Origin of the sequence: Pseudomonas sp. SF2, from assembly GCF_036858055.1 — a bacterium.
Classification (GTDB): domain Bacteria; phylum Pseudomonadota; class Gammaproteobacteria; order Pseudomonadales; family Pseudomonadaceae; genus Aquipseudomonas.
Window position 1 is genome coordinate 1 of the sequence record NZ_JAMBDI010000069.1, and the last position, 18507, is coordinate 18507.

The following is an 18507-nucleotide window of genomic DNA, read 5'->3' on the forward strand; positions in this document are numbered from 1 at the left end:
GCGGGCAAGCCCGCGAAGAGGCCGGTGCAAAACGTAGACAGCTAACGCTTCATGCACCGCTGATAGCGCTCATCCACCCGCCCGGCAAACCACGCCGTGGTCAGCTTGCGGGTGATCTTCGGGCTTTTCAGCTGGATCCCCGGCAGCACCGCCCGTGGCAGCGGCTTGCCGGCCGCGGCCTCCGCCAGCGCAAACACCCCGTTGTACAGCTTGCTGTCCTCGAAGGCCAAGCTATCGCCCTCCTCCAGCTGGCTGCGAATCTGCGGGTTGCGCAACCCAAGCTTCGCCCCCAGCTTGCGCGCTGCCTGTTCGGTAGTGCCCGGCATGATCGAGCCCGGCGCTACCAGATCGCCGTCCAGCGCCAGCGTCACCCCCGTCGCCTTGCTCAGTGCCGCCTGAAATGCCGCATTGCGACTGGCGTACCAGCCCGCGTTGAAATCGGCAAAGCGATACAGCTGGCGATCGTAGTTGGCCGAATAGCCTAGCAAGTGGGCGATACCGAAATACATGCCGCCGCGCCGGGTGAACACTTCCTGGCGAATGCTGCCGTCGTGGCTGTAGGGGTAATCCCGCGCATGCTTTTCGGCGAAGTCGATGCTGACCTGCATCGGCCCACCGGTATGCACCGGGTTCAGCCCGCCCAACAAGGTCTTGCCCAGCGGCACGCGAGCGATGACCTCATCGTACAGTTCGCTCAACTGCTTCTCGCTGCGCACCGCCTGCAAGCGTTGCTGGTAGCTCTTGCCGTTACCCGACGGCGTCTTCAGTGCACCGTCGACCAGCAGCTTGGGGATATGCAGGCGCGCGGCGCGGCGGTCGATTTCCTCACGGGCGATACGCCCCAGGTTGGGCACCTGCGGGTCGGCGCTGAAGGTCGACTCCTGCTCGGTCACCGCCAGCACCGCGCACAGGTTGCTCTTGCCGGGGGCAATGCGCTGGGCCTCGAACGCCACCTGAATGTCCCGGGCCCAGCCCTCCCGGTCCTTGGCCTGGGCGGGCAACAGCCGCAGCAGTTGGGCGCGGACCTTGGCCGGGTCCGCCTCGGGCGCTTCCTCACGGCGCCCGGCGCAGCCTTGCAGCAGCGCCAGGGCCATCAACCCGGCAGCCAGTAACCGGCCGTTCAGGGCTGTTCACCGACCAGATAGGTCTTGCTGATGTGGCGGAACAGCGGGTGGCCGGCACTGCCCATAAGCTCGAACAGGACCATTTCGCGGGTCACCACCTGCGCCCCCGCCGCCCGCATGCGCGCCAGGCCTGCGGCCTTGCTCGCCGGGGTGCGGCTGTCACAGGCATCCTCGACCACGAACACCTGCTTGCCCAGTGCCAGCAGGCCGAGCACGGTCTGCAGCACACAGACGTGGGTTTCCATGCCGCAGACAATCACTTGCTCCCGGGCCATCAGACTTGCTGGCAGGCACTCGGCGGCCACGCAGGAAAAATGGCTTTTCTCCACCACCTCTGCGGCCGGCGCTGCGGCCAGCAGCTCGGCCAGGGTATGGCCCAGGCCCTTGGGGTACTGCTCGGAAATCACCGTCGGCAGTTCCAGCTCGGCCGTCGCCGCCAGCAACCAGCGGGCTCGCGCGCGGGTGCCTTCAGGGTCGCTCATGGCGCCGATGAGTTTTTCCTGGATGTCGACGACCAGCAGCGTGGCCTTGTGGGGATCGATCAGCATTGTCTGCCTCTTGCCTGGGAAAAGGCCTAGCCTCCCCCAGGCAAGCGGTAACGTCAATCAGGCGGACAGCCGAAGCGGTTGCAGCGACGCGGCCAGCGCAGCGAGCACCCGGTCCTCATGTTCATGGATGAAGAAGTGACCGCCGGGGAACATCTGCAGCGAGAACGCGCCGTGGGTTTCCTTGCGCCAGGCCTGCAACTGCTCGTCACTGGCCCGGTCCTGCATGCCGCCCAACACGTGCAGCGGGCACTGCAACGCCGGCCGCTGGCGGTAGGCGTAGGTACCACAGAGCAGGAAGTCGGCGCGCAGGGTGGGCAAGGTCAGGCTCATCAGCTCGGCGTTGGCCAGCACTTCCTCGGGCGTGCCCTGAAGCTCGCGCAACTCGCCGATCAACTCGGCGTCGCTCTTGGGCTCGCGCCAGTTCTTGCCGTCGTAGTCCTCACGGCGGGTCGGCGCTGCGGTGCCGCAGGCGAACAAGGCCAGTGGCGGCGGGCAGCCCAGCGCTTGCAGCTCATGGGCCAGTTCGAAGGCCAGCAATGCGCCCAGGCTATGGCCGAGCAGCGCGTAGGGAGTGCTGGCCGCCAGGCGCTGTTCGGCGGCCAGTTGCCGGGCCAGGGCCTGCATGTCGGTGTGCAGTGGCTCGGCCATGCGCGCACCACGCCCGGGTAGCTCCACCGGGCGTACCTGCAGCCACGCCGGCAGCTTGCGCCGCCAGCGGCTGTAGACCATGGCGCTGGCCCCGGAATACGGCAGGCACAGCAGGTTCAACGCCGTCACTGGGCGGCGGCTTCGGCCATTTTCTGGCGCAGGCTCAGCGGGCGCATGTCGGTCCAGACCTCGTCGATGTAGGCCAGGCAATCCTTCTTCAGGCCGCTCTTGCCGACGGCACGCCAGCCATTGGGGATGGCTTTGTAATCGGGCCAGATCGAGTATTGCTCTTCGTGGTTGACCACTACCTGGAACTGGATATCGTCGCGGTCGAAAACGGAAGTCATTGCCTGTCTCCTTGAGTGATGAATGCCGCTGCGCGCCTGGCGCAGGGGGGCTTTCAAGTAGACGTAGCGTGCGGCGGAAAAATTAGTGGGGCCTGACGCTCCCACGCCGGGATGAAAGATCAGGTATCACGCAGCAGGTCGTGGGTATCGAGCAACCGGAAGGCAACCTGCGGGTTGCGCTCCAGCCCACGACGGATTGCCGCCGGGATCGACTGCCGGGTCTTGCGACACAGCCCGGGCTGGTCGTCCAGTTCGATAACGATGCCGCGCATGGTCCGCACTTCATTGAAGCCAGGGGCGATGTGCACGCGGATGCCAAGGTTTTCGTACATCCGTTGCTGCAGGCGCTGCAGGTCTTCCAGGTCCTTGAGGTTTTCCAGGCGTTCGAGCAGGCGCTTTTCTTCCTGGCGGGTCAGCAGGAGGATGCGCTGGGCTGTCTGCGGGTGGTTGGCCAGGTGTTCGCGGCCACAGTCGCAGGCGCCAGGCGGACAGGGTTGGCGCAGGGGGGGAGAACTGGTCATTGGGCAAGCATAGCCAGTTTTTGTGCCTCTTGTGCGGGCCCTATTGCCGGCAAGCCGGCCCCCACAGGAGCTGCGATGGCCTGAAAAAAGTTTCCTGAGAGGATAAAAAATTTCACAAACCTCTAGACCGCCAACCCTGACTTCGCCTATAAATCGCCTAAAGGAAATTTATATTCCTACAAAGAAACAACCCTTCGCCTCCTCGCGAAGCTTCTTTTGCCCTTGTGCCCGATCTGCCCCACTCCATCACGAGGCCTATCCGACATGCACCCCGCTCCCGATCACTTCATCCTGCGCGTCAGCTGCCCGGCCGTGTCCGGCATCGTCGCCGCAGTGACCACCTACCTGGCCGAGCACGGTTGCTACATCAGCGAGATGGCGCAGTTCGACGACGAGGACAACGGGCGCTTCTTCATGCGCGCGGTGTTCCGCTACAACACCGGTGTCACGGGCGACACGCCGCAGCTGGAGGCCGGCTTTGCCGATGTCGCCCAGCGTTTCGACATGCAGTGGAGCCTGCACAGCAGCGCCCGGCCAATGCGCGTGCTGCTGATGGTGAGCAAGTTCGACCACTGCCTGTCCGACCTGCTGTACCGCCATGCCAAGGGCGAACTGGACATGCAGATCACCGCCGTGGTCTCCAACCACCTGGACCTGCGCCCGATGGCCGAGCGCCAGGGCATCCGTTTCGTCTACCTGCCAGTCAGCAAGGACACCAAGGCCGAACAGGAAGCCGCGCTGCTGCGCATCGTCGAGGACACCGGCACCGAACTGGTGGTGCTGGCGCGCTACATGCAGATCCTCTCCGACGACCTGTGCCACCAGCTGTCGGGCCGGGCGATCAACATCCACCATTCGTTCCTGCCCGGTTTCAAGGGCGCCAAGCCTTATCACCAGGCCTACCAGCGCGGGGTGAAGCTGATCGGCGCCACTGCCCACTACGTTACCAGCGACCTGGACGAAGGCCCGATCATCGAGCAGGAAGTACAACGCGTGGACCATGCCTATGCACCGGACGACCTGGTGGCCATCGGCCGCGACACCGAGACCATCGCCCTGTCCCGCGCCGTGAAGTACCACCTGGAGCACCGGGTGTTCCTGAACCACGACCGCACGGTGATCTTCAAATGAGCGCCATTCCCGGTGTCAAGCTGATCGACGGCAAGGCCACCGCGACGCGGGTGCTGGCCGAGGTGCGCGAGCAGGTTCGGGAACTGCGCCAGGGCGGCGTGCAACCGGGCCTGGCCGTGGTGCTGGCAGGCACCGATGCCGCCAGCCAGGTGTATGTGCGCAACAAGGTGCTGCGTGCTGAGGAGGTGGGCATCCGCTCGCTGGAGCATCGCCTGCCCGCCGACACCAGTCAGGCCCAGCTGCTGGCGCTGATCGAGCGCCTGAACCGCGACCCCGAGGTCAACGGCATCCTGGTGCAACTGCCGTTGCCGGCCCATATCGACGAACACCGCATTCTCCAGGCGATCAGCCCACTGAAGGATGTGGACGGCTTCCACAGCGAGAACGTCGGCGGCCTGGCCCAGGGCCGCGATGTGCTCACCCCGTGCACGCCCAGCGGCTGCATGCGCCTGCTGCGCGATGCCTGTGGCGAGCTGCGCGGCAAGCATGCGGTAGTGGTCGGCCGCTCGAACATCGTTGGCAAGCCCATGGCCGCCCTGCTACTGCAGGCGGACTGCACGGTGACCGTGGTGCACTCGCGCAGCCGCGACCTGCCGGCGTTGTGTCGCCAGGCCGACATCCTGGTGGCCGCAGTGGGCAAGCCGAGGCTGATCGGTGCCGACTGGCTCAAGCCCGGCGCGGTGGTGATCGATGTCGGTATCAACCGCATCGATGAAGGCGGCCACAGCCGCCTGGTCGGCGATGTCGACTTCGCCGCCGCGTTGCCCCGGGTGGCGGGTATCACTCCGGTGCCCGGCGGCGTCGGCCCGATGACCATCGCCTATCTGATGAAAAACACCCTGCTCGCCCTCGACCTGCAGCAACAGGCCGCCCACCAGGAGCGCACCACATGCCTTTCGCCCTGCTGAAATACGGCCTGAGCGCCGACTACCCGATGGAGGTCGACCTGCCGCCACCGTGCGAACTCAAGCCACGCTATGACGTGGTGATCATCGGCGGCGGTGGCCACGGCCTGGCAATTGCCTACTACCTGGCCAAATACCACGGTGTCACCAATGTCGCCGTGCTGGAAAAGGCCTATCTGGGCGGCGGCAACACTGCGCGCAACACAGCGGTGATCCGCTCCAACTATCTCACCAGCGAAGGTGTGCGCTTCTACGCAGAATCGGTGCGCATGTTCCAGAACCTGTCGAACGAGTTCGACTTCAACATCATGTATTCCGAGCGCGGCCAGCTCACCCTGGCGCATACCGACGCCACCGTGCGCGCCTTCCGCCAGCGCGCCGAGGTCAACAAGCACTTCGGTGGCCGTACCGAAATGATCGACCGCCAGCAGATCCGCGAACTGGTACCCAGCCTGAACCTGGACCCGGGCCACCTGCCGGTACTGGCCGGCCTGTGGCACATCGACGGCGCTACCGCGCGCCACGACGCGGTGGCCTGGGGCTACGCCAGGCAGGCGGCCAAGCGCGGCGTCGAGATCCACCAGCTGACCGAAGTGCAGGACCTGCTGATCCGTAACGGCCGCATCGAGGCAGTGAAGACCAACCGTGGCACCGTGCAGTGCGGCTGCGTGGTGCAGGCGGTGGCCGGCGCCAGCTCGCTGCTGATGGCCAAGGCCGGCATCCGCGCGCCGATCCACACCTACCCGCTACAGGCCATGGTCACCCAGCCGTTCAAGCCGTTCCTCGATCCGCTGGTCAGCTCGTCGGCGCTGCACTGCTACGTGCAGCAGACCAGCCGTGGCGAGATCGTCTTTGGTGGCGGCTCCGACCCTTACCCGCTGTACAACACCCGCTCCACCCTCGACCTCAAGGAAAGCCTGCTGGCCCACGCCATCGAGATGTTCCCGTTCATGGCCAACGCCAAGCTGATGCGCCAGTGGGCCGGGATGACCGACATGACGCCGGACTACAGCCCGATCATGGGCCTGTCGCCGGTGCACAACTATTACCTGGACGCCGGCTGGGGCACCTGGGGTTTCAAGGCCACGCCAATCTGCGGCAAGACCATGGCCGAGCTGGTCGCCAGCGGCGGCAAGGTACCGGAGCTGATCGCCCCCTTCGCCCTGGAGCGCTTCAGCCGCTTCCAGCAAGTCAACGAAATGGGCGCCACTGCGGCCAGCCATTAGGAGCGACGACGATGAAGATCCTGACCTGCCCCTTGAACGGCCCGCGCAATATCAGCGAGTTCACCTACGGCGGCGAGTTCAAGCACATGCCCGACCCGGCCACCTGCAGCGACGCCGAATGGGCCGACTATGTGTTCAACAGCGACAACCTGGCCGGGGTGGTGATCGAGTGGTGGCTGCACAACGCCTCCAGCTACTGGTTCCTGGCCGAACGCCACACGGTAAGCGACCAGGTGCTGCGCACCTTCGACCCGAAAGAACTGTTCGACCGCCGCGTCGACTTCGCCCCCGCCGCCACCCCGGAGATTGCCGGATGAACAGCCACACTCGCCTCCCCGCGCCCATGGGCCTGCTGATCGACCGCGAGCGGCCCCTGCGCTTCCAGTTCGACGACCAGGCCTGCCAGGGCTTTGCCGGTGACAGCATCGCCAGTGCCCTGCTCGGCAGCGGCCGCTGGCTGCTGTCGCGCTCGTTCAAGTATCACCGCCCGCGCGGCCCGCTGAGCATGGCCGGGCAGGACGCCAACACCCTGGTGCAACTGCCGGACGAGCCCAACGTGCTGGCCGACCTGGAAGCCGTTCGCGACGGCCTGGTGGTCGAAGGGCAGAACTTCAACGGCAGCCTGGAGCACGACCGCGACGCGTACCTGGGCAAGTTCTCGCGCTTCATGCCGGTGGGCTTCTATTACCGTTCCTTCTACAAGCCCAAGGGCATGTGGAAGGTGTGGGAGCCGCTGATCCGCAAGAAGGCCGGCCTGGGCGTGCTCGACCTCGGCTTCAAACCGCAGTATCACGACAAGGCCTATCTGTTCGTTGACCTGGCCGTAATCGGTGCCGGCCCGGCGGGCCTGCGTGCGGCACTGGACGCGGCCGATGCCGGGGCCAAGGTGTTGCTGATCGAGCAACAGCCGGTGCTTGGTGGCTCGCTCACCTACGCCCGCTTCGACATCGCCGGCACCCGCGCCGCCAGCCTGCGCCAGGAACTGCTGGCTGCCGTCGAGGGCCACCCGAACATCCAGGTGCTGCTGGAAGCCACCTGCAATGGCTGGTTCACCGACAACTACCTGCCGGTGATCCAGCACAAACGCCTGTACAAGGTGCGCGCCAGCCGCTGCCTGGTGGCGGCCGGCTCGTTCGACCAGCCGGTGGTGTTCCGCAACAACGACCTGCCGGGGGTCATGCTGACCAGCGCCGCGCAGCGGCTGATGAAGCTGTACGCGGTAAAGCCTGGCCAGCGCGCGGTAATCCTCACCGGCCACGATGACGGTTACCTCGCCGCCCTCGACCTGCAGGAGCAAGGCGTGGCCGTGGCCGCGGTGGTCGACATGCGCGCCGCGCCAGCCGATGCCGCACTGGCTGCCGAACTGAAGCGCCGCGATATACCCGTGCACCTGGGCAGCACCGTGTACGAGGCCCTGCACGAAGCAGGCATGCGCCACGTGAGTGGCGTGGACATTCGCCCGATCACCGGCCAGGGCAAGGTCGGCCCGCATGGCCTGCGTCTGGCCTGCGACCTGCTGTGCATGTCGGCAGGCTACATGCCGGTTTACCAGTTGCTGTGCCAGGCCGGTGGCAAGCTGGCTTACGACGTCAACCGCGACGAGTTCGCCATCAGCAACCTGCCGGCCGGGCTGGATATCGCCGGCTCGGTGAACGGCTGTCACGCACTGGGCAATGTACTGGCCGACGCCACTCGCGGGGCTGCCGAAGCGCTGGCAGCGCTGGGCCTGGAATCGCCGACGCAGCCAGTGTTCAGCGCCGAAGCCAAGGTCAACTTCCCCTGGCCGATCTTCCCCCACCCCAAAGGCAAGGATTTCGTCGACTTCGACGAAGACCTGCAAGTGCGCGACATCGTCAACGCCACCCGCAGCGGCTACCGCGACGTGCAGTTGGTCAAGCGCTTCTCCACGGTCGGAATGGGCCCCTCCCAGGGCCGCCATTCGGCGCTGCCGACCGCCCGCCTGGTGGCCCACGCCACCGGGCGCAGCATCAGCGAGACCGGGGTGACCACCGCTCGTCCACCGTTCCAGGCAGAAAAACTGGCCCATGTCGCTGGCCGCGCCTTCGACCCGTACCGGCAAACGCCGATGCACCGCCGCCACCTGGAAGCCGGGGCGAAGATGATGCCCGCCGGCATCTGGCAGCGCCCGGCCTATTATGGCAAGCCCGAGGAACGTGAACGCTGCATGCAGGAGGAAGCGCGCCACGTGCGCGAGAAGGTCGGCCTGATCGACGTTTCCACCCTCGGCGGCCTGGACGTGCGCGGCCCCGACGCCGCCGAACTGCTTGAGCGCCTGTACACCTTCGGCTTCGCCAAGCTGGCCATCGGCCGCACCCGCTACGCGCTGATGACCAACGAGCACGGCGTGGTGATCGACGATGGCGTGTGCGCTCGACTGGCCGAGCAGCACTTCTACGTCACCGCCACCACCAGCGGCGTCGACCGCATCTACCAGCAGATGCTTAAGTGGAACGCGCAGTGGCGCCTGGACGTGGACATCACCAACGTCACCGCCGCCCTGGCCGCGGTCAACCTGGCCGGGCCGCTGTCACGCCAGGTGCTGGCCAAGCTGTGTGACGAGGTGGACCTGTCGGCCGAGGCCTTCCCTTACCTCGGCGTACGCCAGGGCAAGGTGGCTGGCATTGCCGCGCGCATCCTGCGGGTCGGCTTTGTTGGTGAACTGGGCTACGAAGTGCACGTGCCGGCGCGGCACGCCGAGCGCCTGTGGGACGCCTTGATGCAAGCCGGCGCGGGGTTGGGCATTCGCCCGTTCGGTGTCGAGACCCAGCGCCTGCTGCGCCTGGAAAAGGGCCATGTGATCATCAGCCAGGACACCGACGGCATGACCCACCCGGCGGAGATCGACATGCAGTGGGCCATCGGCCGAAAGAAGCCATTCTTCGTCGGCAAGCGCTCGATCGAGATCCTCGAAGCGCAGCCGCTCAAGCGCAAACTGGTCGGCTTCACCCTGCCCAAGGGCAGCCCGCAACCGCTGGAGGGGCATCTGGTGCTGGACGGCCCGGACATCAGCGGCAACGTCACATCCTGCGAATACTCGCAAACCCTGGGGCAAATCATCGGACTGGCTTACGCCGGCGCCCATCAGGCTACGCCTGGCATGCATATCCCGATCCGCGTGGAGGGTGGCGTGATGGTCAATGCCAAGGTGGTGCCCCTGCCCTTCCACGATCCCGACAACCTGCGCCAGGAGCTCTGAGCCATGACCAGTTTGCAAGCCGAAGCTTTTGTTCCACACAGCCCGCGGGCCGAGCTGTTGCACACCTGCGCGTTGACTGACCTGACCGATCTGGCACGGGTCGGGTTTCGTGGGGGCGACAGTGCCGCTTATCTGCAGGCGCGTGGCTACCACTTGCCGTCGCTGCCCAACCAGGCCGTGCGCCAGCAAGACGGTGGCTGGGTAGCGCGCTTGTCGCAGACCGAGTACCTGCTGCTGGGCAGCCTGGCCGACGACGGTGCACGGGTGGCTGCCGAAGAGGCCGGGTGGGTGCAGGAAGCCCAGCGCAACTACCTGCTGCCGCGCCAGGACAGCCATGCCTGGCTGCAGCTGTCAGGGGTGCACTGCAGCACGGTGATGGCCAAGTTGTGCGGGGTGGACTTGCGTGCCCAGGCGTTTCCCGTTGGGGCAGTGGCGCAGACCTCGGCGGCGCGGATCAACGTGATCGTGCTGAACGTGGGGAGTGATGAGAGGCCGGCGTTGCAGTTGCTGTTTGATCGGGCATCGCTGGCGTATTTCCGTGAAGCAGTGCTGGATGCCATGGACGAGTTCGAGGGTGGTTGGGTCGGGGTGGAGGAGTTGATGCAATAACCTTGTACCGGCCTCTTCGCGGGTAAACCCGCTCCTACAGGGTCATCACAAGGCTTGGGTGCTGTGGCATACCTGTGGGAGCGGGCAGGCTCGCGAAGAAGTCAACGCGGTGGCTGGCACCGGCTGCGCCGGTGTTCGCGGGCATGCCCGCTGCCACAGGGTCATCACAAGGCTTGGGGGCTGTGGAGTACCTGTGGGAGCGGGCGTGCCCGCGAAGAAGCTCACTCAATACCGAAGGTCAGAGCTGCACCAACCGCTCACGCAGGAAGTTCACAAACCCCTGCACCGGCCGCGCCACCTGTCGGTGCTGCGGGTACACCGCCGACAGCTGCAGCGCCGGCGGTCGCCACTCATCCAGCACCGTCACCAGCCGCCCATCTGCCAGTGCCTGGCCCACGATGAAGGTTGGCAGATAAGTCACCCCCATCCCGGCAATCGCCGCATCCCGTAGCAGCTCGCCATTGTTCGCCCGCATCCGCCCGGCCACCTGGATCGCCTGGGCCTTGCCGCCGTGCCTGAACTGCCACTGCACCTGCCGCGAATGCCCATAGGGCAGGCAGTCATGCCCAGCCAACTGCTCCGGCCTGGCCGGCACGCCCCGCGCTTCCAGGTATGCCGGGCTCGCGCAATACACCCGCTCGACACTGGCAATACGCCGGGCAATCAGGCTGGAATCCTCCAGCGCACCAATCCGCAGCGCCAGGTCATAACCCTCGCCAATCAGGTCCACGGCGCGGTCGCTCAAATCCACTTCCACATCCACCTGCGGGTGCAACTGCAGAAACTCGGTCAGCAGGCAGCCCAGGTGCGCCATGGCGAACGACAGCGGCGCGCTCAGGCGCAAGGTGCCGCGCAAGGCCTGTGCCTGGCCACTGATGTCGTGTTCCACCTGCTGCACTTCGCCGAGCAGGCGCAGCGCCGACTGGTAGTAGTGCTGGCCCAGCGGCGTGGCGTCCAGGCGCCGGGTGGAGCGATTGAGCAGGCGCACGCCCAGGCGCTCCTCAAGCTGCATCAGGCGCCGGCTGACCGATTGCTTGGACATGCCCAGGCGGTCGGCAGCGGCGGTGAAACTGCCGGCCTCCATCACCTGGGCAAAGATGCGCATGTCTTCGTAAGGGTTCATTGTCTTGCTCACAGTGACAGTCAAACACTTTATAGCGGCTTTTTCCCATCGATGCATCTCCCTAATCTACGCACAAGTCGCAGCGATGGCCCTGAAGGCCAGGCAAGACGCCCACTACCAACACTTGCACAGAAAAGGATTCGCTCATGAACATTGTCCACAAAACCCTTACCGCCTCCCTGCTGGCCCTGTCCGTTTCCAGCGCCTTCGCCGCTGGCAGCCCGGGCGTCGAACAGCACACCCAGGCCTTCCTCGAAGCCCTGGAGCAAGGCGGCGGCAAGCCGCTGGAACAGCTCAGCCCGAAAGACGCCCGCGCCGTGCTGACCGGCGCCCAGGCTTCGGTCAAGGTCGACCTCTCCGGTATCGAAGTGAAGGAACGCACCATCCAGGCCAACGGCGAGTCGATCAAGCTGCAAGTGGTACGCCCGGCCAATGTGAAGGGTGACCTGCCGGTGTTCATGTTCTTCCACGGTGGCGGCTGGGTACTCGGTGACTTCCCGACCCACCAGCGGCTGATCCGCGATCTGGTGGTTGGCTCTGGTGCGGTGGCGGTCTATGTGGACTACACCCCGTCGCCGGAAGCGCATTACCCGACGGCGATCAACCAGGCCTACGCCGCCACCCAATGGGTGGCCGAGCATGGCAAGGAAATCGGCGTGGACGGCAAGCGCCTGGCTGTGGCCGGCAACAGCGTCGGCGGCAACATGGCGGCAGTAGTTGCCTTGAAAGCCAAAGAGGCCGGCACCCCGGCCCTGCGCTTCCAGCTGCTGCTGTGGCCGGTGACCGATGCCAGCTTCGAGACCGCGTCGTACAAGCAGTTTGCCGAGGGACACTTCCTCACCACCGGCATGATGAAATGGTTCTGGGACAACTACACCACCGATGCCAAGGCACGGGAACAGATTTACGCCTCGCCGCTGCGCGCCAGCAGCGAACAGCTCAAGGGCCTGCCGCCAGCACTGGTGCAGACGGCCGAGTTCGACGTGCTGCGCGATGAAGGTGAAGCGTATGCCCGCAAGTTGAATGCGGCAGGTGTGACGGTGACCTCGGTGCGCTACAACGGGATGATTCATGACTATGGGCTGCTCAACCCGTTGAACCAGGTGCCGGCTGTGAAGGCGGCGATGCGACAGGCTGCCGGTGAATTGAAAGTGCACCTGCAATAACCTCATCCACCCATGCGGCAGGGCCTGGTGCCCTGCCCGTTCAGGAGACCTGTCATGCTGACCGTACGCAACGCCCAAGACCGCGGCCTGGCCTTCCATGGTTGGCTGAAGTCCTTCCACACCTTCTCCTTCGGCCATTACCGCAACCCGGACGAGCAAGGTTTCTCCGACCTGCTGGTGATCAACGACGACCGCGTCATCCCCGGCAAGGGCTTTGGCGAACACCCGCACCGCGACATGGAGATTTTCTCCTACGTGCTGGAAGGCGCGCTGGAGCACAAGGACACGCTGGGCACCGGCTCGGTGATCCGCCCGGGCGATGTGCAGCTGATGAGCGCTGGCCACGGCGTGGCCCACAGCGAGTTCAACCACAGCCAGGTGCAGCCGGTGCACTTCCTGCAGATCTGGATCGTGCCGAACGTGCAAGGGGCAACACCGCGTTACCAGCAACAGCATTTCAGTGCCGAGGAAAAGCGCGGCAAGCTGCGCCTGATCATCTCGCCGGATGGCGCCGAAGGGTCGTTGCAGGTGCGGCAGAATGCGCGGGTGTATGCCGGTCTGTTCGACGGTGACGAACGCGCCACCCTGACCTTGCCGGAAAACCGCCATGCCTATGTGCATGTGGCCCGGGGCAGCATCGAGCTCAATGGGCAAGTGCTGAATGAAGGGGATGGGGTGCGGGTGAGGCAGGAACAGGTGCTGGAACTGGGCAACGGGGTGGATGCCGAGGTGCTGGTGTTCGACCTGCGGCCGCATGAATTGCCTGGCATGCCATAAGGCAGGTCCGGCCCTTTCGCGGGTAAACCCGCTCCCACAGGTACGCCACAGTCTTCGAAATCTGTGGCGTACCTGTGGGAGCGGGTTTACCCGCGAAGAGGCCGCAAGTTCAACTCAAGGCTCGAACCCTTCGACGATGATCACCTCAGCCTTCGCCACTCCCTGACGATGTCTGCAAGCCTCCTGGTACAGCTCGGACCGATAACACGCCAGCGCCCGCTCATACGAATCGAACTCGATCACCACGCTACGCTGAGGGGTGGGCCGCCCTTCCATCGCCTCGCTACGCCCGCCACGGGCCAGGAAGCGGCCGCCGAATGCCTTGAAGGCAGCCGGGGCGCGCTGGGTGTACTGCTGGTATTGCTCGGGGTCGGTCACGTCCACATGGGCGATCCAATAGGCCTTCATGCGCTGCTCTCCTGTTACGGCGATATTTGTGTATGATGGTATACCATAATAATCACCCCGCCACAGTGAGCGTGCAACATGGCTTTCAACACCATCGAAGAACTTCTCGAGGACTACCGGCAAGGCAAGATGGTCCTGCTGGTGGATGACGAGGACCGGGAAAACGAAGGCGACCTGCTGATCACCGCCGAGCGTTGCGACGCCCAGGCCATCAACTTCATGGCCCGTGAAGCGCGCGGGCTGATCTGCCTGACCCTGACCGACGAACACTGCCAACGCCTGGGCCTGGAGCAGATGGTGCCAGCCAACGGCAGCGTGTTCAGCACTGCCTTCACCGTGTCGATCGAGGCGGCCACGGGCGTTACCACAGGTATTTCCGCCGCCGACCGGGCGCGCACCGTGGCGGCAGCCATGGCCCCCAACGCCCGCCCCGAAGACCTGGTGCAACCCGGGCACATCTTCCCCCTGCGCGCCCGCGAAGGCGGTGTGCTGACCCGTGCCGGCCACACCGAAGCCGGCTGCGACCTGGCGCGCCTGGCGGGCTTCACCCCGGCCTCGGTGATCGTCGAAGTGCTCAACGACGACGGTACCATGGCCCGCCGCCCGGACCTGGAAGTGTTCGCTGCCCGGCATGGCATCAAGATCGGCACCATTGCTGACCTCATCCACTACCGCCTGAGCACCGAGCAGACCATCAAGCGCATCGGCGAACGCGAACTGCCGACCGTGCATGGCACCTTCCGCCTGGTCACCTACGAAGACCGCATCGAAGGTGGCGTGCACATGGCCATGGTCATGGGCGATATCCGCCGCCAGCAGCCGACCCTGGTGCGGGTGCACGTGATCGACCCACTGCGTGATCTGGTCGGTGCCGAATACGCCGGGCCGGCCAACTGGACGCTATGGGCGGCGCTGCAGAAGGTGGCCGAGGAAGGCGCTGGCGTGGTGGTGATCCTCGCCAACCATGAGTCCTCGCAGGCACTGCTGGAACGCGTGCCGCAGCTGACCCAGCCGGTGCGGCCTTACCAGCGTGGGCAGTCGAAAGTGTATTCGGAGGTGGGCACCGGGGCGCAGATTCTGCAGGACCTGGGCGTGGGCAAGCTGCGCCATCTGGGCCCACCGCTGAAATATGCAGGGCTGGCCGGGTATGAGCTGGAGGTGGTGCAGAGCATACCGTTCGAGCCAGACATGGTCGGCTAAAGCACATAAGCAACTGACCTGGCAGGGCTCTGTGGGAGCGGGTTCACCCGCGAATACGATGGTGAAGCCACCAACGCATTCGCGGGTGAACCCGCTCCCACAGGGTCCGCGCTGTTTCTGAAAGGACGGAGTGATGGCCGGTCGCCTCATACCTCTTGCCAAAAGTTTGGAATACCATAATATGATATCCCGTAGACCTTAAATCTGCAGGCCGGCACCTACAACCACAAACGGCCACTAGACACTTTGTTTTAGCTGCTCCCCGAACACTGTTGGCGGGCGCACCACAAGCCCCGCCTCGAATAACAAAAGCAACGAGGGCGTAACCATGCTGTTGAGCAAACGTGTAACCGCAGTGCTGTCCGCCAGCCTGCTGACCCTGGCATGTCAGGCCGCCCAGGCCGCCGACAGCCTGAACTTCGTCAGCTGGGGCGGTACCACCCAGGACGCCCAGAAAGAAGCGTGGGCCGCACCCTTCACCAAAGCCACCGACATCAAAGTCGTCCAGGACGGCCCCACCGACTACGGCAAGCTCAAGGCCATGGTCGAGAGCGGCAACGTGCAGTGGGACGTGGTTGACGTCGAAGCCGACTTCGCCCTGCGTGCCGCCAGCGAAGGCCTGCTCGAACCCCTCGATTTCAACCAGATCAAGCGCGACAAGATCGACCCACGCTTCGTCTCCGACCATGGCGTCGGCTCGTTCTTCTTCTCCTTCGTGCTCGGCTACAACGAAGGCAAGCTCGGTGCCAACAAACCGGTGGACTGGACCGCACTGTTCGATACCAAGGCCTACCCCGGCAAGCGTGCCCTGTACAAATGGCCCAGCCCCGGCGTACTGGAACTGGCCCTGCTGGCCGACGGCGTAACCCCCGACAAGCTGTACCCGCTGGACCTGGACCGCGCCTTCAAGAAGCTCGACACCATCAAGAAAGACATCGTCTGGTGGGGCGGTGGCGCCCAGTCGCAGCAACTGCTGGCCTCCGGTGAAGCCTCGCTCGGCCAGTTCTGGAACGGCCGCGTCTATGCCTTGCAGCAGGACGGTGCACCGGTGGGCGTGAGCTGGAAGCAGAACCTGGTAATGGCCGATTTCCTGGTCATCCCCAAAGGCGCCAAGAACAAGGACGCCGCCATGAAGTTCCTGGCCAACGCCAGCAGCGCCGAAGGCCAGGCCGAATTCGCCAACAAGACCGCCTACGCGCCGGTGAACGTCGACAGCGTGGCCAAGCTCGACAAAGACCTCGCACAGAATCTGCCGACCGCCTACGCCCAGGACCAGGTCACCCTCGACTTCGCCTACTGGGCCAAGAACGGCCAGGCCATTGCAGCCCGCTGGAATGAGTGGTTGGTCAAATGAAAGTCGCCATCAACGCCCTGCATAACGCGCAAGGTGCCCCCACGGGCACCGGCGCCCCGGGAACGGCCCCCCGCCGCGTCAGCCTGAGCCAGCGCTGGAAAGGCAGCCGCAACCTGCTGCCGGCCCTGCTGTTCCTTGGCCTGTTCTTCTTCGCCCCGCTGGCCGGCCTGTTGCTACGCGGGGTGCTGGAGCCAACGCCGGGCCTGGGCAACTACGAGCAGCTGTTCGCCAACTCGGCTTATGCGCGGGTACTGTTCAACACCTTCTCGGTGGCCGGCGTGGTCACCCTGATCAGCGTGCTGCTGGGCTTCCCGCTGGCCTGGGCAATAACCCTGGTGCCCAAGGGCTGGGGCCGCTGGCTGTTGAACATCGTGCTGCTGTCGATGTGGACCAGCCTGCTGGCGCGCACCTACTCGTGGCTGGTGCTGCTGCAGAGCTCGGGGGTGATCAACAAGGCGTTGATGGCCATGGGTATCATCGATGCTCCGCTGGAAATGGTGCACAACCTGACCGGCGTGGTGATCGGCATGAGCTACATCATGATCCCGTTCATCGTGCTGCCGCTGCAGGCGACCATGCATGCCATCGACCCGATGGTGCTGCAGGCCGGCTCTATCTGCGGCGCCAGCCCGTGGACCAATTTCTGCAAGGTGTTCCTGCCACTGTGCCGCTCGGGGCTGTTCTCCGGGGCGCTGATGGTGTTCGTGATGTCGCTCGGTTACTACGTCACCCCGGCCCTGCTGGGCGGTGCGCAAAACATGATGCTGCCCGAATTCATCATCCAGCAGGTGCAGTCGTTCCTCAACTGGGGCCTGGCCAGCGCCGCCGCCGCACTGCTGGTGGTGATCACCCTGGTGCTTTTCTACCTGTACCTGAAGCTGCAGCCGGAATCCCCGGTTGGCAACGCGAGGTAAACCGCCATGCTCCTGTCTCCCAATGCCATGGGCCGCCCGCTGCGTACAGGCCTGTACCTGACCACCGGGGTCATCGCGGCCTTCCTGCTGCTGCCAGTGGTGTTCATCGTGTTGCTGTCATTCGGCTCATCGCAGTGGCTGGTGTTCCCGCCACCGGGCTGGACCTTCAAGTGGTACGGCCAGTTCTTCTCCAACCCGGAGTGGATGGACGCCGCGCTGGCCAGCCTGAAGGTGGCCGTGCTGACCACCATCGCCGCCGTGCTGCTCGGCCTGCCCACCGCATTCGCCCTGGTGCGTGGCCGCTTCCCCGGCCGCGAGCTGCTGTACGGGCTGTTCACCATGCCGATGATCGTGCCGCTGGTGATCATTGCCGTGGCGGTGTACGCGCTGTTCCTCAAGCTTGGCTACACCGGCACGCTGTTCGCCTTCGTGGTCAGCCACGTGATCGTCGCCCTGCCCTTCACCATCATCTCGATCATCAACTCGCTGAAGCTGTTCGACCAGTCGATCGAGGATGCCGCGGTGATCTGTGGCGCCTCGCGCCTGCAGGCGATCTTCAAGGTGACCTTCCCGGCGATTCGCCCGGGGATGATCGCCGGCGGCCTGTTCGCCTTTCTGGTGTCGTGGGATGAAGTGGTGCTGAGCGTGATGATGGCCAGCCCCGACCTGCAGACCCTGCCGGTGAAGATGTGGACCACCCTGCGCCAGGACCTCAGCCCGGTCATCGCCGTGGCCTCGACCTTGCTGATCGGCCTGTCGCTGCTTGTCATGTTCATTGCCGCCGCCTTGCGCCGGCGCACCGAAGCCAACGCCTGAGCGCGCGGAGAAAACAACAATGAGTGCAGTGATCAAAGACAACGCGCACGGCAAGACCCTGGTCAGCCTGCGCGGCCTCAACAAGCACTACGGCGACTTCACCGCCGTGGACAACCTCGACCTGGAAATCCAGGACGGCGAGTTCCTGACCTTTCTCGGCTCCAGCGGCTCGGGCAAGTCCACCACCCTGTCGATGCTGGCCGGCTTCGAAACGCCGAGCAGCGGCGAGATCCTGGTCGATGGCCAGTCGCTGGTCAACGTGCCACCGCACAAGCGCGACATCGGCATGGTGTTCCAGCGCTATTCACTGTTCCCGCACCTGAACGTGCGCGACAACATCGGCTTCCCGCTGGCCATTCGCAAGCTCGGCGCCAGCGAAACCAGCAAGCGCGTCGATGCCATGCTCAAGCTGGTGCAGCTGGAGAAGTTCGCCCACCGCAAGCCGTCGCAGATGTCCGGTGGCCAGCAGCAGC

20 protein-coding genes are annotated in these 18507 nt (G+C 65.0%); 13 read left to right on the plus strand and 7 right to left on the minus strand.

Going from position 1 to position 18507, the window contains the following annotated elements:
• Nucleotides 1–41: 41 nt before the first annotated feature.
• The 5 genes from M2S36_RS24300 to M2S36_RS24320 all read right to left on the minus strand — a co-directional run bounded on the left by M2S36_RS24300 (nt 42) and on the right by M2S36_RS24320 (nt 3188).
• Nucleotides 42–1094 carry a DUF1615 domain-containing protein gene (locus M2S36_RS24300; RefSeq protein WP_233687757.1) on the minus strand — a complete coding sequence of 351 codons (1053 nt, stop codon included), beginning with the start codon at nt 1092–1094 and terminating at the stop codon, nt 42–44.
• A 26-nt stretch (nt 1095–1120) separates the two neighbouring features.
• A complete protein-coding gene (locus M2S36_RS24305; RefSeq protein ID WP_043199084.1) occupies nt 1121–1672 on the minus strand; it encodes a hydrolase in 552 nt (183 codons plus the stop codon).
• Between the two features lie 57 nt (nt 1673–1729).
• Nucleotides 1730–2449, minus strand: coding sequence for a thioesterase II family protein (locus M2S36_RS24310; RefSeq protein WP_063915032.1), 720 nt, complete (start codon nt 2447–2449; stop codon nt 1730–1732).
• Entirely contained in the window at nt 2446–2667 is a 222-nt protein-coding gene (locus M2S36_RS24315) for an MbtH family protein (protein WP_003256222.1), read from the minus strand. Before M2S36_RS24315 ends, M2S36_RS24310 begins: the two co-directional genes overlap by 4 nt.
• A gap of 119 nt (nt 2668–2786) precedes the next feature.
• The gene (locus M2S36_RS24320; RefSeq protein ID WP_063915033.1) at nt 2787–3188 is read right to left on the minus strand and encodes a hypothetical protein; all 402 of its coding nucleotides are present in this window, start codon (nt 3186–3188) and stop codon (nt 2787–2789) included.
• Between the two features lie 264 nt (nt 3189–3452).
• On the opposite strand from M2S36_RS24320, the gene purU reads away from it, so the two are divergent.
• From purU to M2S36_RS24350, 6 genes are read left to right on the plus strand one after another with little or no spacing between them, the layout of a single operon-like run.
• Nucleotides 3453–4319: a formyltetrahydrofolate deformylase gene (gene purU, locus M2S36_RS24325; protein ID WP_233694291.1), complete on the plus strand. Its 867-nt coding sequence runs from the start codon at nt 3453–3455 to the stop codon at nt 4317–4319.
• On the plus strand, nt 4316–5227 hold the full coding sequence (folD, locus tag M2S36_RS24330; protein ID WP_207833764.1) for a bifunctional methylenetetrahydrofolate dehydrogenase/methenyltetrahydrofolate cyclohydrolase FolD: 912 nt from the start codon (nt 4316–4318) through the stop codon (nt 5225–5227). The genes purU and folD overlap by 4 nt, the downstream gene beginning before the upstream one ends.
• Nucleotides 5209–6450, plus strand: a complete 1242-nt coding sequence (locus M2S36_RS24335) for an FAD-dependent oxidoreductase (protein ID WP_207833773.1) — start codon at nt 5209–5211, stop codon at nt 6448–6450. The genes folD and M2S36_RS24335 overlap by 19 nt, the downstream gene beginning before the upstream one ends.
• An 11-nt stretch (nt 6451–6461) precedes the next feature.
• The gene (locus M2S36_RS24340; RefSeq protein ID WP_063915037.1) at nt 6462–6767 is read left to right on the plus strand and encodes a sarcosine oxidase subunit delta; all 306 of its coding nucleotides are present in this window, start codon (nt 6462–6464) and stop codon (nt 6765–6767) included.
• Nucleotides 6764–9667: a 2Fe-2S iron-sulfur cluster-binding protein gene (locus M2S36_RS24345; RefSeq protein WP_333957996.1), complete on the plus strand. Its 2904-nt coding sequence runs from the start codon at nt 6764–6766 to the stop codon at nt 9665–9667. Before M2S36_RS24340 ends, M2S36_RS24345 begins: the two co-directional genes overlap by 4 nt.
• Before the next feature lie 3 nt (nt 9668–9670).
• Entirely contained in the window at nt 9671–10276 is a 606-nt protein-coding gene (locus tag M2S36_RS24350; RefSeq protein ID WP_207833798.1) for a sarcosine oxidase, read from the plus strand.
• A gap of 238 nt (nt 10277–10514) precedes the next feature.
• Here M2S36_RS24350 and M2S36_RS24355 read toward each other — a convergent pair whose 3' ends face one another.
• Entirely contained in the window at nt 10515–11399 is an 885-nt protein-coding gene (locus M2S36_RS24355) for a LysR family transcriptional regulator (RefSeq protein WP_333957997.1), read from the minus strand.
• Nucleotides 11400–11545: 146 nt separating this feature from the next.
• Between M2S36_RS24355 and M2S36_RS24360 the strand changes: the two genes are divergently transcribed.
• Both M2S36_RS24360 and M2S36_RS24365 read left to right on the plus strand, forming a co-directional pair.
• On the plus strand, nt 11546–12565 hold the full coding sequence (locus M2S36_RS24360) for an alpha/beta hydrolase (RefSeq protein WP_207833808.1): 1020 nt from the start codon (nt 11546–11548) through the stop codon (nt 12563–12565).
• Nucleotides 12566–12619: 54 nt separating this feature from the next.
• On the plus strand, nt 12620–13342 hold the full coding sequence (locus tag M2S36_RS24365; protein WP_233687761.1) for a pirin family protein: 723 nt from the start codon (nt 12620–12622) through the stop codon (nt 13340–13342).
• Nucleotides 13343–13456: 114 nt separating this feature from the next.
• On the opposite strand, the gene M2S36_RS24370 is transcribed toward M2S36_RS24365, so the two are convergent.
• Nucleotides 13457–13750 carry a DUF1330 domain-containing protein gene (locus tag M2S36_RS24370; RefSeq protein ID WP_207833812.1) on the minus strand — a complete coding sequence of 98 codons (294 nt, stop codon included), beginning with the start codon at nt 13748–13750 and terminating at the stop codon, nt 13457–13459.
• A gap of 78 nt (nt 13751–13828) precedes the next feature.
• On the opposite strand from M2S36_RS24370, the gene ribBA reads away from it, so the two are divergent.
• The 5 genes from ribBA to M2S36_RS24395 form a co-directional block, all read left to right on the plus strand.
• On the plus strand, nt 13829–14950 hold the full coding sequence (gene ribBA / locus M2S36_RS24375) for a bifunctional 3,4-dihydroxy-2-butanone-4-phosphate synthase/GTP cyclohydrolase II (RefSeq protein WP_333957998.1): 1122 nt from the start codon (nt 13829–13831) through the stop codon (nt 14948–14950).
• Nucleotides 14951–15278: 328 nt separating this feature from the next.
• Nucleotides 15279–16304: an ABC transporter substrate-binding protein gene (locus tag M2S36_RS24380; protein ID WP_233694284.1), complete on the plus strand. Its 1026-nt coding sequence runs from the start codon at nt 15279–15281 to the stop codon at nt 16302–16304.
• Nucleotides 16301–17218 (plus strand): ABC transporter permease, encoded by a 918-nt coding sequence (locus M2S36_RS24385; protein WP_063915048.1) that lies wholly within the window; start codon nt 16301–16303, stop codon nt 17216–17218. The genes M2S36_RS24380 and M2S36_RS24385 overlap by 4 nt, the downstream gene beginning before the upstream one ends.
• A gap of 6 nt (nt 17219–17224) precedes the next feature.
• Nucleotides 17225–18034 (plus strand): ABC transporter permease, encoded by an 810-nt coding sequence (locus M2S36_RS24390; protein ID WP_015270845.1) that lies wholly within the window; start codon nt 17225–17227, stop codon nt 18032–18034.
• 19 nt (nt 18035–18053) lie between these two features.
• Nucleotides 18054–18507: ABC transporter ATP-binding protein (locus tag M2S36_RS24395; protein ID WP_333957999.1), on the plus strand; the 454-nt coding region annotated here is incomplete at its 3' end.